This window comes from Oscillibacter sp. GMB15532 (genome assembly GCF_041020825.1).
Lineage (GTDB): Bacteria > Bacillota > Clostridia > Oscillospirales > Oscillospiraceae > Oscillibacter.
In genome coordinates, this window is sequence record NZ_JBEVTO010000002.1 from 42656 (window position 1) to 56217 (window position 13562).

A 13562-nucleotide genomic window follows, 5' to 3' on the forward strand; every position below is an offset into this window, starting at 1 on the left:
AGAGAAAGGACAGAAAACAGATGATAGGAAAGAAAGACCATAAGCTTCGCAAAAAAGAGAAACGAGGAAGCGCTTCGATTCGCAGGGATCTGTTTTCAAAAATGCTGCTGCTGGCGCTGGTTCCTCTGCTGCTGATGGCAGCCGTGCCGGGTTATGTGAGCTATTTCGGCGTGAATCAGACGGTGGAGCGCATGATGAAGGAGCTGTCAGAAACCAGCGCGGAGCTGGTGGGCCAGAAGCTGACGGCTGTGAAGAACGTCGCCACCGACCTTGGGTATCGGACGGAGCTGAGCGACGAGACAGCGGACCCCACAGTTTACGCCGCGGTCATCGACCAGTGCGTGGACGCATACGACCTGGAGGGCGGCGATCTGCTGGATGCCAGCGGACGGAGCCTCACGGGAAGCGGCAACTATGCCGACCGTGAGTTTTTTAAGCGGGCGCTGGCCGGAGAGACTTACATTTCCGAGCCGGAGCTGGATCAGGACGCAGGCAGTGTGACGATTTACGCGGCTGCCCCCGTTCGCAGGAGCAGCGGCGGAATTTCCGGCGTGGTGTTTCTGAAAACCCAGCAGACGTTCCTCAACGACATTATGGCGGAAATCAAGATCAGCGAGGGCGCCACCACTTATATGCTGAACAAGGACGGATTTACGATTGCCGACCCGGATATGGAGACTGTTTTAAATGCGGAGAGCACCATCCGGGATGCGCAGACGGACCCCAGCCTCAGTGCCCTGGCCACCATGGAGACGGAGATGACGCAGGGAAAAAGCGGCTTTGGACGGTATACCTACGGAGGTGTGACCAAATATCTGGCCTATGCCCCGGTGAGAGGAACCGACGGCTGGAGCCTTGGCGTATGCGCCGTTGTAAAGGACTTTATGAGCATGACCTACGCCAATATGCTGCTTTCTGTGGTGTTGCTGGCGCTGGCCGCCGTGGCGGTAATTCTGGTATCCAACCGGACGTCGAGAAAAATCGGAAGTGCCGTCACCGTCTGCACCCAGCGGCTGGAGCAGCTTGCTCAGGGCGATTTGACCAGCGATGTGCCAAAGGTTGCCCGGCAGGATGAGACAGGCCGTCTCGCCGCCGCCACCGCCACCATCACCGCCTCGATTTCCGGCATCATCCGCGATCTGGAGGCAGTGCTGGAGAAGATTGCCTCCGGCGATTTCACATGCCAAAGCAAGGCTTCTGAGCTGTACGCTGGGGATTACGCTCCGCTGCTGACGGCGGTGGAGGACCTGCGCCGCTTGCAGGGGCAGACCCTTGGAAGAATTGTGCTGGCGGCGGATCAGGTTTCCGACGGTGCGGAGCAGATTTCCTCCGGGGCGCAGATTTTGTCTCAGGGGACGACGGAGCAGGCGTCCTCCGTAGAGGAGCTGGCCGCATCTCTTCAGGAGATTTCCGCCAATGTGCGGAACACTGCGGACCACACCGTTACCGCCAGTGAGCGGGTGCATCAGGCCTATGGCCTGATGCAGGAATGTGACGCGCAGATGCGGGGCATGGAGGATTCCATGGGCGAAATCAATCAAAACTCAAGGGAAATCGGAAAAATCATTAAGACCATTGAGGATATTGCGTTCCAGACGAATATTCTGGCCCTTAATGCCGCCGTGGAGGCTGCCCGGGCGGGCGAAGCGGGTAAGGGCTTTGCCGTGGTGGCTGACGAGGTGCGGAATCTGGCGGGCAAATCCGCCGAGGCGTCCAGAAGCACCTCGGAGCTGATTGCCGCTGCTGTTTCCTCTGTTGAAAAGGGAACACAGGCCATGAGCTCCACCGCGCAGGCCATGGAGCGGTTGCAGGAAAACTCTGCCGCCGTGGCGGACATTGTCGAGAAGATTTCCACCGCCTCTGCCCAGCAGTCCACCTCTTTGGAGCAGGTGTCGCTGGGCGTGGAGCAGATTTCCTCCGTGGTGCAGAACAACTCTGCAACCAGTGAGGAAAGCGCCGCCGCCAGCGAGGAGATGTCCGCGCAGGCGCAGATGCTAAAAGAGCTGGTGGGACAGTTCAAATTTATCGATGGAGAGGAAGCGCCCGCGACCGGCGCGCGCCCTGCCCCGGTGGAGGAGCGTTCCTACAGTCCGGGCCAGAGAGAGCCGATGACTGGCGGCGCAGCTTCCAAATATTGAGTTTCGGAAGAGAAACGGCGGCAAACTGCAAAGAAACGGAAAAATCCCGGGGAATCCCGGGATTTTTCTTCCTGTTTTAATAAAAAACCCTTGCGCCGTGAGGAATCCTGTGGTATCATATTACAGCATTACGCATGGTGGTGGACTGTCCGTCTGTGTTTCCTTTGGAAACTGGCGGATGGGATGAAGCGCCAGAGGGTAAACTAAATTTATATGTTGGAGGAACACAACCATGGCAAATTCTAGCATCGTATCCATGAAATCCCTGCTGGAGGCAGGTGTCCACTTCGGTCATCAGACCCGTCGGTGGAACCCCAAGATGGCTCCCTATATCTATACCGAGCGCAACGGCATTTATATCGTGGACCTGCAGAAGACCGTCCGCAAGCTGGAGGAGGCGTACAACTTCGTCCGCGACCTCTCCGCCGACGGCAAGAGCCTGCTGTTCGTGGGCACCAAGAAGCAGGCCCAGGACGCGATCCGCGAGGAGGCCCAGCGCTGCGGTCAGTATTTTGTGAACGCTCGCTGGCTGGGCGGCATGATGACCAACTTCAAGACCATGCGTACCCGCGTGGACCGTCTGCATCAGCTCAAGACCATGCAGGAGGACGGCACCTTTGATATGCTGCCCAAGAAGGAAGTCATGAAGCACCTGGGCGAAATCGCGAAGCTTGAGAAGTATCTGGGCGGCGTGGAGAACATGAAGTCTCTTCCCGGCGCGCTGTTTATTGTGGATACCCGCAAGGAGCGCAACGCCATTGCCGAGGCCCACAAGCTGGGCATCCCCGTGGTGGCGATTGCCGATACCAACTGCGATCCCGATGAGATTGATTACGTCATCCCCGGCAACGACGACGCCATCCGCGCCATCAAGCTGATCTCCTCCATCATGGCAAACGCCATGCTGGAAGGCCGTCAGGGCGAGCAGATGGAGGACGCTGCCGCCGAGGCTCCCGCGCCCGAGTCCGCCCAGTAAGACGGCTCCCTGGTACGGGTATATCAAATCATCAAAATTGGAGGAAAATCGAAGATGGCTATTACAGCTACTGACGTAAAGAACCTGCGCGAAATGACCGGCGTGGGCATGATGGACTGCAAAAAGGCGCTGGCCGCCACCGACGGCGACATTGACAAGGCCGTTGAATGGCTGCGTGAAAAGGGCATGGCCGCTTCCGCGAAGAAGGCCGGCCGCATCGCCGCCGAGGGTGTTGCTCTGGCGGAGGTAATCGACGGCGTGGGCGCTCTGGTAGAGGTCAACGCTGAGACGGACTTCGTGGGCAAGAACGAGAAGTTTGTGGACTTCGTCAAGGGCGTGGCCGCTACGGTGGCAAAGCAGAATCCTGCCGATCTGGACGCGCTGATGGAGTGCAAGTATGAGGGCACCGACCTCACCGTCACCCAGCAGCAGCAGGAGATGGTGCTGGTGATCGGCGAGAACATCAAGGTTCGCCGCTTTATCCGCTTCGCCGAGGGCGTCTCCGTTCCCTATATCCACGCCGGAGGCAAGATCGGCGTGCTGGTGAACTTCAAGACCGACCTGCCCGCCGAGAAGGTGGAGGCTGTGGGTAAGGACGTGGCCATGCAGATTGCCGCTCTGAATCCCCGCTTCTGGGACAAGTCCGAGGTTTCTCAGGAGATCCTGGACGAGGAGATGAAGATTCTCGTGGCCCAGATGGCCAACGACCCCAAGATGGCTTCCAAGCCCGACGCTGTGAAGGAGAAGATCGCTTCCGGCAAGCTGAATAAGTTCTACGAGGAAAACTGCCTGCTGCAGCAGGAGTTCGTGAAGGACGGCAGCATGACCGTGGAGGGCTATATTGCCGCTTCCGCCAAGGCACTGGGCGGCTCCATCGCATTTGTCTCCGCCGCCCGCTTTGAAAAGGGCGAGGGCATCGAGAAGAAGCAGGAGAACTTTGCCGACGAAATCGCCTCCATGGTGAAGGGCTGATTTCTTCCGGGAAAACTGGTTTATAACGATAAAGGGCACGGCGTCAGGAAAAGTTCCTGACGCCGTGCTTTTTCCGTGGGCTTTCCCATCCAAAATTCTGGGAGGGAAAACGCCTGCCTGTGTGGGAATGGCTTCTAAAGCTTTTATTTTTTTGAGCGGGCCGGGACATTTTCCGGTGCGCTCACTTTTTTTTTCGGGAAGCATAGACTGGACTGAAAGAAATTTTCTTTCACAGCTACTTAAATAGGAGGTATTGCAATGCCTGAAAAGATCATGCCCGGACCTGTGGATGACTCTCGCTGCATCCGCGAGGCGGTTTGCATTCACACCAAGAAAATTTTCGACTCGTGCAAAGACAAGGATTGTATCGAAGACCTGCGCTTCTATCCCAAGCTGCAGTACGTGGATGTCCTCAATCGCGCTGTTTCTCTGAAGGGCGGCACAGCAAAGCTGCTGTATGTGTACGTAGACGTGGAGCCGGTGACCTTCAACCGTGGCTGCTACACCGTCGACATGCGGTTTTTCTATCAGGTGACGCTCCAGGCATACCTGTGCACGCCGAGTCCCGTAACCGTGGAGGGTCTGTGCGTGTTTGACAAGCGCGTCCTGCTGTTCGGCAGCGAGGGCGGCGCCAGAGTTTTCTCCTCTGATACCTGCACCGTGGATAGCCAGTGCCTGCGTACCGGAAACGCGCCCATCGCTGTGGTCGAGGCTGTCGACCCCATCGTGCTGGATGCGAAGCTGGTGGATGTGTGCGGTTGCCGCCCCTGCGACTGCGACCTGTGCGAAATTCCGACCTTTATCAGCGACTATTTCGATGGCGATCTCAGCTCCGGCGAGGACGGGCGGAGAGTGTATGTCACTCTGGGCCAGTTCTCCATCGTGCGGCTGGAGCGTGATACCCAGTTGCTGATCCCCGTGTACGACTACTGCATGCCCCAGAAAGAGTGCTCCGGTTCCGGCGGCACCGACCCCGCTCAGGACCCCTGCGGCCTGTTCCGCAACATCAGCTTCCCTGTGGGCGAGTTCTTCCCGCCCAACACTGTAAGCCGCTGCGAAACCTACGAGGAGACAAAAAACTACTGCAAGTGCGGCAGGTAAATGCAAAAAGCGCCCGGTATTTTAGGATACCGGGCGCTTTTTTCCTTCAATTTTTCCGGCATAAAGGGGGACGGGCCTTCATATGGTTTGGTATCGGACAAGGAGGAGCGGAGATGAAGGAACAAGGCGAGATAGCCAGATACCGGCAGGCGGCGGCCTTTCTGCCGGTGCGGCTGCGCAAGCTGGCGGACACGCTGCCGGGAGAAAAAAAGGTTGTGGCGGAAGAATTTCGCCTTCGGACAGGCAGGCCTATGACGGTGCTGCTGCCCGAGGGGGAAAGCAGCCCATGGGGCTCCGAACCGCCGGTGGAGCCGGAGGAACTGGAGACGCTGTGTGATCTGGGCACCGAATTTTCCCGCTATGCTGCCGCCGAAACATTGCGGGAGGGATTTTTACCCGTGCGGGGCGGCTTTCGCATCGGCTTTTGCGGCTCTGCCGTGATGAAAGGCGGGGTGTGCACAAACCTGACGGATCTGTCCTCTGCCAATGTGCGGATTGCGCGGGAAAAGACAGGCATCGCGGAGGAGCTGGCGGAGCAGCTATTATCCGAAGGCCGGTTTGAAAGTACGCTGCTGCTGTCCCCACCGGGAGGGGGAAAAACCACGCTGCTGCGGGATTTGATTCGCTGTGTCTCCCAGAAGGGACTGCGGGTGGGTCTTGCGGACGAGCGGGGAGAAGTAGCAGTCTGTTATCGAGGGCGGCCCCAGATGGACGTTGGCCCCTGTACCGACGTGCTGGATGGCTGCCCGAAGTCTGCTGCGATCCCCATGCTGCTGCGAACCATGAATCCACAGATTGTGGCTGCCGACGAAATCACGGCGGAGGAGGACATCCGGGCCATGACCATGGCGGCGGGCTGCGGTGTGAGACTGCTGGCCACCGTCCATGCCGCCGATGTGGAAGAGCTTACGCAAAGACCCTTGTATCGGCAGCTTTTGGAGACGAAGGTGTTTTGCCGCGCGGTGTGCATCCGGCGGACCACCGAGGGACGGAGCTATGAATTGGAGGAGCTTTCGTGAAAGCGCTGGGCAGTTTGCTGCTTCTTTTGGGATTCGGCGCAATTTGGCTGGGAGAGCTGCGCCGCCGGCAGCGGGAAACGGAGACGCTGGACGAGCTGATTACCGCGCTGGAGGAACTCTCCGCAGGTGTTCGCCTGACCCGCACGCCCCTGCCCCGGCTTTTACGGCAGGTGGGCCAATCACGGCGAAGCGGAGACGTGAAGGTCTGGCTGACCGGGACGGCGGAGTCGTTAGAGCGGGGAGAACCCCTGCGCCCGGTATGGGAGAATGCCTGCCGCCGTCTTCCGATTGAAGACGACGCACGGGAAATAATTGCCGGATTGGGGTACAAGCTGTCGGGTGACGAGGCGGAAATTTGTAAGGGAATTTTACTTTCCACAGACTGGCTCAGAAAAAGAGCGGAAGAACGGAGAAAAGAAAAACGGGATTGCTTCAGGCAGACCACGGCGGTCTGCTTTTCCGCCGCCGCGCTGCTGCTGATTCTCCTGCTGTGAAGGACATACGAAAGGAATGTTTACCATGGACGTTGATTTAATCTTTCGGATTGCCGCCATCGGCATTCTGGTGGCGGTGCTGAACCAGCTCCTCGTGCGCTCCGGACGGGAGGAGCAGGCTATGATGACGACGCTGGCGGGTCTGGTGGTGGTTCTGATGATGATGGTGCGGCAGATCAGCGATCTGTTTGACCTTATCAAAACGTTGTTTGGTTTTTGATGGGACAGGTTATGCAGATCACGCTGGTGTGCGTGGTGACGGCACTGCTGGCGGCGGCGGTGCGCCGGGGCGCACCGGAGGCGGCTCTGCTGCTGGGACTGGCCGCCGCAGTGGCGGCGGTGCTGGCTCTGTCTGAAAGCCTGCGGAGCCTGATGGATTTTTTCGCGGAGCTTACCGCCCAAACCGGGGTATCCAATGAACTGTTTGTGCCGCTTTACAAAACCGTGGGCATCGCGCTGGTGGTGAAGATTGGAAGCGGACTGTGCAAGGATGCGGGGGCGGCGGCGCTGGCCTCCGCCGTGGAAATTGCGGGGGCGGTGTGCGCTTTGCTGGCGGCGCTGCCGCTGCTGAAAAAGGCGATGGACGTTTTGCTGGAGCTGATGGGATGAAACAATGGCTGCTTGCGTTGCTTCTGGCGCTGCTTGTTACCGTGCCCGTTTCCGCCGCAGGGGTACCGGACGAGCTATGGGACGCTTTGCCGGAGGGGACGGAATCGATTTTGGAAGACACAGATCTGTCCGGCACGGACCCGCTGGGCGGGGGGGCGGTCCAGATTTTTCAAAATCTCATAGGACAGGCAAGGTCTGTTCTGCTCCAGCGGCTGCGGGGCGCTGTGAGTATTTTGCTGGTGGCGCTGCTGTGCGGCGCGGTGGAAGGCTTCTCCCAGACCGCCGGGGGCACGGGGCCAAAGCTAGTGTTGGCGGCGGGGGCGCTATCGGTGACGCTGCTGGCGGCGGGAAGCTTTGAAAGCCTGATTGGCATGGGCGGAGGGACCATTCAGGAGCTAAACGAATTTGCAAGGATTTTGCTGCCGGTGCTGGCCGCAGCCACCGCCGTCAGCGGGTCCATCACCACCGCCACGGTGCAGCAGGTGACGGCGGTGCTGTTTACGGGGCTGCTTTTGAAGCTGATTCAAGAGCTGCTCCTGCCGCTTACATACCTTTACATCGGTACGCTCACCGCCTCCGCCTGCCTGCCCGGGGGGCGGCTGGGGAATATTGCGGAGGCGCTGCGCAAGTGTATTTCTTGGATTTTGTGCGGCGCGCTGACGGCGTTTACCCTCTATCTCTCCATCGCCCATGTTATCTCGGGCGCGACGGATGCAACGGCGGTGAAGCTTGCCAGCTCTGCGGTTGCCGGGATGGTGCCCGTGGTGGGAAGCATTATCGCCGAGGCAGCGGAAACAGTGCTGGCCGGGGCGGGGATGCTGAAAAATACCATCGGCATTTTCGGAACGCTGGCGGTGCTGGCGGCCTGCGCGTGGCCTTTTCTGCATTTGGGCATTCAATACCTTCTATACAAGCTGGCGGGCTTTTTGGCGGGGGTCATCGGTTCGCCGGAGCTGTGCAAGCTCATCGACGGCCTTGGCAGCGCCTTCGGGCTGGTGCTGGGAATGACGGGAGCCAGCGCGCTGCTGCTGCTGATCGCGATTTTGTCCTCCGTAGCGGCGGTCACGTGAAAGGGGGACAGACACAATGATTGAGGCAATCAGAGGCTGGATTATTTCCGTGGCGGCGGCGGCCTTTCTCGTGTCTTTGTCCCAAAGCCTGATTCCGGAGGGGACAGTGCGGAAAATCGCGGGCTTTGCCGGGGGGCTGGTGTTGCTGTTGGTGATGCTGAAGCCTTTCCCGGGAGTGGATGTTAGCGGTCTGGAGATGGGGTATGAGGACTATGCCGCGGAAATCCAACAGCGCCAGACGGAATTGAAGGAGCAGAGCAATCAAACGATGGGGGAACTCATAGCCGAGAAGACGGAAGCATATATTTTGGACAAAGCCGCTGCGCTGGGGATTTCATGCACCGTCCGGGTCCTGATGGAGCCGGGAGAAGACGGTACGCCCGTTCCGACAGGCGCGGAGCTGACGGGGGAGAAATCGGACGCGCTGGCGGACTATATGGAACGGGAGCTTGGAATTCCAAAGGAGAGGCAGGTCTATCATGAAACAGGCTGAGACGGTGAAAAAGCTCTGGAACCGCTGGAAATACGCCGTTCTGGTGGCGGCGGCGGGCGTGGCGCTGCTTTTGCTGCCCTCCGGGAACGAAAAGAGCGCCGACACGGTTCCGGAGGAACGCATACAGGACGCGGTGCAGGAGACGCAGGCAAATATGGAGAAGATTCTGACAAAAATTGACGGCGTGGGCGAGCTGCACCTGATGCTGACGGCGGACACGGGCACGGAGCGCAGCCTGGCACAGGACACGGATTTGAGTTACAGCGGAGACACTGCCGCGCCCACGGATTATCAGCGAAAAAGCGAAACGGTGCTTGCGGGAAAAAGCGGCGCACAGGAGCCGGTGGTAACGGGGACCCGATGCCCCACATTTCGGGGCGCGCTGGTGGTATGCCAGGGCGCGGGAGACGCGCAGGTGCGTCTGGCGGTGACGGCTGCGGTGGCTGCGCTGACGGGCCTGGGCTCGGATCGGATTACGGTGGTTAAATGTCAGTGATATTTTGGAGGAGGAAGCGGAACATGAGAGGAAACTGGAAACGCTATACCGTGGTGGTGACCATGCTGGTGCTGATCTGTGCGGCGGCGGCCCTGAACTGGCAGGCGACGCAGAACGCCGCTCCGGCGGAGGCCGGAAGCTCTGGACAGTCGGGCGGCAAGCTGCTGGGTGAAGCCGCCCTTGTCTCCGGCGGAGACGGCTCCGCCGCGCCGGTGGACGAGACGGGCGTTTACACGGGGTCGGATTATTTTGCCTCCGCACGCCTGACCCGCCAGCAGGCACGGGATTCCGCCGTTTCGCTGCTGCAACAGGCTGCGGAGGAGGACGGCGCGTCTCAGGGCGCGCTTGACCAGGCGACGCAGGGAATTCAGGCCATGGCGCAGTTTACCATGGCAGAGGCGCAGATTGAAAATCTGGTGACGGCCAAGGGCTATGCCGACTGCGTGGCATTTATGAGCGAGGACAGTCTCAGCGTGGTGGTGTCCACAGCCAGTGGAGAGCTTGCAGACACCGACGTGGCAAAAATTACCGACATTGCCATGACGGAGACGGGCTATCCCGCCGGAAATATCAAGATCATGGCGGCAAATTAGCTGTTGTAATTTTTAAAGAAGCATGGTAAACTAATATGCACGAAAGAAGGGACCCGGCCATTGACCGGGCGACGAAAAGGAGCGTGAATGCCATGGGTGAAGGCCGGGAATACATGATCCTGCCAGAGGAAAACGGCAGCATCAATATCGCGGAGGAAGTGATCGCCGCCATCGCTGTGGGCGCCGTCCGGGATGTGGAGGGCGTGTCCGGGATGATCGGCGGCATGGGCGGCAGCGTGACCGACCTGATGAACAAGAAAAACGCCAGAAAGGGCACGCGGGGCGTAAAAATCGACATGACCGGCGCGTCTTTGGCGCTGGACGTGTACCTGACGGTTTCATACGGACACCCTATTCCCGAGGTGGCGGAGAACGCGCAAAAGGCCGTTGTCTCCTCGGTGGAGGCCATGACCGGCTGCCCGGTGGGCACGGTGAACATTCATGTGGACGGCGTGACGCTGGACTGAGAAAGATAGAGGACGAAACGGTTTATGGTACGGAACGTTGCACGGGAAATCGCCATCCATCTGGCCTATGAGCTGAGCTTTACGGATGCGACGGCGGAGGAGCTGCTGGACCGGCGGCTGACGGCGGAGAGTTTTGAAACCCTTGCGGGGGAGGACCCGCTTTACGCCGACGCGCCTAACGAAAGGCAGGCGGATTATATCCGCCGTCTGGTGCTGGGCGTGCGGGAGCACGCGGCCGAGCTGGACGGCTATATTTCCAAATACGCGGTGGGCTGGAGCTTTGCCCGGATTCCTCTGGTGGCCTCCGCCATTATGCGGGTTTGCATGTACGAGGTTCTCTACATGCCGGACGTTCCCAACAGCGCGGCCATCAACGAGGCCGTGGAAATCGCAAAAAAATACGAGACGCCGGAGACGGTGAAGTTTATCAACGGGATTCTCGGCAGCTTTGCCCGCCAGGAATGTCCGCAGGATTGATTAAAAACGGGGCGGGCAGTCATGCCCGCCTTGTTTTTTGTCCAAATACAAAAGAACCGCAAGGAAGAAGGTGCGTTTGTGGATCAGCCTGTCTATCAGGTTTCTCAGGTAAACGAATATGTGAAGGCTCTGCTGGACGGAGAGCCGATTTTGCAGGATATTCTGGTGCGGGGGGAGCTGTCCAACTACAAGGTCTATCCCTCGGGACACCACTATTTTACGCTGAAGGATAAGGACAGCGCGCTGCGGTGCGTCATGTTCCGGTCCCAGGCCCAAAGGCTGCGGTTCCGCCCCGAAAACGGCATGAAGGCCATCGCGCAGGGGCGGATTTCCGTCTTCTCAAGAGACGGGGCCTATCAGCTATACTGCGGCGGACTGTCGCCCGACGGGGTGGGTGATCTGGCGGTGGCCTTTGAGCAGCTCAAGGCGAAGCTGCTGGAGGAGCGCCTGTTTGATGAGGCGCACAAAAAGCCCCTGCCCCGCTATCCCCGAAGAATTGCCATCGTCACCTCCTCCGCTGGGGCGGCGATTCACGATATGCTACGCATTCTGCGGCGCAGATTCCCCGCCGCCGAGGTGGCGCTGCTGCCGGTGCGGGTGCAGGGGGTGGAGGCCCCGGCGGAAATCGCGGGGGCCATCCGGTATGCAAATCGCTGGAAGGTGGGAGACTTGATTATCACGGGCCGGGGCGGCGGGTCTATGGAGGACCTGTGGGCCTTTAACGACGAGCGGGTGGCCCGGGCCATCTACGAGTCGGAGCTCCCGGTGATCTCCGCCGTGGGCCACGAGCCGGATGTGACTATTTCCGATTTTGTGGCGGACGTACGGGCGTCCACCCCCTCCAACGCGGCGGAAATTGCCGTGCCCGACCAGATGGAGCTGCTGCGGTGGCTCCGGGGCGCGGGGGAGCGCATGGCGCAGGCAGAGGAGATGAAGCTGGAATTGTGCCGCCGCCGTCTTCAGACACTTGCCGAAAAGCGGGTGATGAAGGATCAGCTTGCCTTTGTGCAGGACCGGCGAATGCTGCTGACCCATTTGCAGCAGCGGCTGGGGGACCTTTCGGAGAAGAGCGTGGGCGCGAAGCGGCAGAAATTTTCCTCGCTGGCTGCGTCGCTGGATGCCATGAGTCCCTTAAAGGTTTTGGGCCGGGGCTACGCCGTGGCCCGAAACGAACAGGGCATCCTCAAAAGCTATCGGGACGCACCCCCGGGCAGCCGTATCGAGGTGGCGCTGGGGGAGGGATCCCTTGAATGTACCGTTGAGAAAGGAAGACCGTGATGGCTGGAAAGAAAAAAGAAGACTCCCAGACCTTTGAGCAGCAGATTGCCCGTCTGGAGGAGATTGTGGCTCGGATGGAAAAGGGAGATGCAGAGCTGGCGGACTCTCTGGCGCTGTTTGACGAGGGGACGGGGCTGATTCACTCCTGCGGAAAGCTCCTGGATGAGGCGGAGCAAAAGGTGGTGCGGCTGATGAAGGGCGCGGACGGCGCACCGGTGGAGCTGCCCTTTGACACGGAGGAAGAAGCGGATGGATAAGGCGGCGTTTGACGCACGGTACGGAGAATACCGTCAGGCGGTGGAGGACTATCTGGAGAGCTTGTTTTCGGACAAGCCCCACTGGGCCGATTTGTACGACGCCATGCGGTACAGTCTTCTTGCCGGGGGAAAGCGGCTGCGGCCCGTGCTGGCGCTGGAAGCGGCCCGCCTGTGCGGGCTGGACTGGCGACTGGCGCTGCCTTCCGCCTGCGCGGTGGAGCTGGTGCACACCTATTCCCTCATCCACGACGACCTGCCCTGCATGGACGACGACGACCTGCGTCGTGGAAAGCCCACCAACCACAAGGTCTATGGCGAGACGCTGGCGGTGCTGGCGGGAGACGCTCTCCAACCGGAGGCATTCCGCCTGATTTTAACAGCGCCCGGCCTTGACGCGGCCCGTCGGGCTGATTGCGCCCTGATTCTGGCACAGGCCGCCGGAGCGGACGGCATGGTGGCGGGTCAGGTGCTGGACACGCTGCACAGCCCCCGTACCCGGGAGGAGCTTCTGGAGGTCCACAGCCTGAAAACCGGGGCCATGCTCCGGGGCGCTGCGCTGATGGGCTGTGCCGCTGCCGGCGCGGGGGAGGACCTGCGGGCGGCCCTTGGAAGCTATGCGCGGGAGCTGGGCGTGGCGTTTCAGATTCGGGACGATATGCTGGACGTAGTGGGGAACGAAGAAAGCCTTGGAAAAACCCTTGGCTCTGACAAGGCGGATGGGAAAACCACCTATGTGGATGTGCTGGGACTTACTGGCTGCGAAAATGCCGTACGGATGTGCACAGCCTCGGCAAAGGCCGCGCTGGCGCGGCTTCCGGAGCATGAATTTCTGGACGTTCTGGCGGACTCTCTGGCAGAGCGGACCGGCTGAAAACGCGCACCGGCGCTCTGAAAATTCACATTTTGGATATACAAAAATCGTTGTATATTTATTAGGAACGTGCTATAATAAACGCACTAAGCGGCGGCGCAGTATCCTAGTCAGTACTGCGTCTTTCAAGGAGGGGCTAAAAATCCTCTGAAGGGCATATCGATGAAACCCGTGGTGTCTGCTTGAAACGCCCAGTTTTGGGTGGATGCTGGGGGGAAGCGTGATTTCACGCTTGCGGACTCAGGGCGATG

General features: G+C 59.7%; 17 protein-coding genes. All 17 read left to right on the top strand.

The genetic code is table 11. The features are described 5' to 3' along the window. Window positions 1–20: 20 nt before the first annotated feature. Window positions 21–2138, top strand: coding sequence for a methyl-accepting chemotaxis protein (locus ABVS15_RS02720; RefSeq protein ID WP_369282236.1), 2118 nt, complete (start codon window positions 21–23; stop codon window positions 2136–2138). 232 nt (window positions 2139–2370) lie between these two features. Next, window positions 2371–3114 carry a 30S ribosomal protein S2 gene (gene rpsB, locus ABVS15_RS02725; protein ID WP_312279835.1) on the top strand — a complete coding sequence of 248 codons (744 nt, stop codon included), beginning with the start codon at window positions 2371–2373 and terminating at the stop codon, window positions 3112–3114. A 54-nt stretch (window positions 3115–3168) separates the two neighbouring features. After that, window positions 3169–4086: a translation elongation factor Ts gene (gene tsf, locus ABVS15_RS02730; protein WP_369282237.1), complete on the top strand. Its 918-nt coding sequence runs from the start codon at window positions 3169–3171 to the stop codon at window positions 4084–4086. A 258-nt stretch (window positions 4087–4344) separates the two neighbouring features. Further along, the gene (locus tag ABVS15_RS02735) at window positions 4345–5187 is read left to right on the top strand and encodes a hypothetical protein (RefSeq protein WP_369282238.1); all 843 of its coding nucleotides are present in this window, start codon (window positions 4345–4347) and stop codon (window positions 5185–5187) included. Between the two features lie 113 nt (window positions 5188–5300). Further along, window positions 5301–6206, top strand: coding sequence for a stage III sporulation protein AA (locus tag ABVS15_RS02740; RefSeq protein WP_369282239.1), 906 nt, complete (start codon window positions 5301–5303; stop codon window positions 6204–6206). Beyond that, complete coding sequence (locus tag ABVS15_RS02745; RefSeq protein ID WP_369282240.1) at window positions 6203–6700, top strand: stage III sporulation protein AB; 498 nt, start codon at window positions 6203–6205, stop codon at window positions 6698–6700. The genes ABVS15_RS02740 and ABVS15_RS02745 overlap by 4 nt, the downstream gene beginning before the upstream one ends. 25 nt (window positions 6701–6725) lie before the next feature. Further along, entirely contained in the window at window positions 6726–6920 is a 195-nt protein-coding gene (gene spoIIIAC / locus ABVS15_RS02750) for a stage III sporulation protein AC (RefSeq protein WP_369282241.1), read from the top strand. Between the two features lie 11 nt (window positions 6921–6931). Next, window positions 6932–7309 (top strand): SpoIIIAC/SpoIIIAD family protein, encoded by a 378-nt coding sequence (locus ABVS15_RS02755; RefSeq protein WP_369282242.1) that lies wholly within the window; start codon window positions 6932–6934, stop codon window positions 7307–7309. Further along, entirely contained in the window at window positions 7306–8379 is a 1074-nt protein-coding gene (locus ABVS15_RS02760; protein WP_369282243.1) for a stage III sporulation protein AE, read from the top strand. The genes ABVS15_RS02755 and ABVS15_RS02760 overlap by 4 nt, the downstream gene beginning before the upstream one ends. Window positions 8380–8395: 16 nt before the next feature. Then, window positions 8396–8872, top strand: a complete 477-nt coding sequence (locus ABVS15_RS02765; protein ID WP_369282244.1) for a stage III sporulation protein AF — start codon at window positions 8396–8398, stop codon at window positions 8870–8872. Further along, window positions 8859–9368, top strand: coding sequence for a hypothetical protein (locus ABVS15_RS02770; protein WP_369282245.1), 510 nt, complete (start codon window positions 8859–8861; stop codon window positions 9366–9368). Before ABVS15_RS02765 ends, ABVS15_RS02770 begins: the two co-directional genes overlap by 14 nt. Window positions 9369–9391: 23 nt before the next feature. Beyond that, window positions 9392–9961: a SpoIIIAH-like family protein gene (locus ABVS15_RS02775; RefSeq protein ID WP_369282246.1), complete on the top strand. Its 570-nt coding sequence runs from the start codon at window positions 9392–9394 to the stop codon at window positions 9959–9961. A 92-nt stretch (window positions 9962–10053) separates the two neighbouring features. Next, entirely contained in the window at window positions 10054–10428 is a 375-nt protein-coding gene (locus ABVS15_RS02780; RefSeq protein WP_312614226.1) for an Asp23/Gls24 family envelope stress response protein, read from the top strand. Between the two features lie 24 nt (window positions 10429–10452). Then, complete coding sequence (nusB, locus tag ABVS15_RS02785) at window positions 10453–10905, top strand: transcription antitermination factor NusB (RefSeq protein WP_369282247.1); 453 nt, start codon at window positions 10453–10455, stop codon at window positions 10903–10905. Window positions 10906–10926: 21 nt separating this feature from the next. Beyond that, the gene (xseA, locus tag ABVS15_RS02790; protein WP_369282248.1) at window positions 10927–12183 is read left to right on the top strand and encodes an exodeoxyribonuclease VII large subunit; all 1257 of its coding nucleotides are present in this window, start codon (window positions 10927–10929) and stop codon (window positions 12181–12183) included. Further along, on the top strand, window positions 12183–12440 hold the full coding sequence (gene xseB / locus ABVS15_RS02795) for an exodeoxyribonuclease VII small subunit (protein WP_369282249.1): 258 nt from the start codon (window positions 12183–12185) through the stop codon (window positions 12438–12440). Before xseA ends, xseB begins: the two co-directional genes overlap by 1 nt. After that, window positions 12433–13311: a polyprenyl synthetase family protein gene (locus ABVS15_RS02800; protein WP_369282250.1), complete on the top strand. Its 879-nt coding sequence runs from the start codon at window positions 12433–12435 to the stop codon at window positions 13309–13311. The genes xseB and ABVS15_RS02800 overlap by 8 nt, the downstream gene beginning before the upstream one ends. The last annotated feature ends 251 nt before the right edge of the window (window positions 13312–13562 follow it).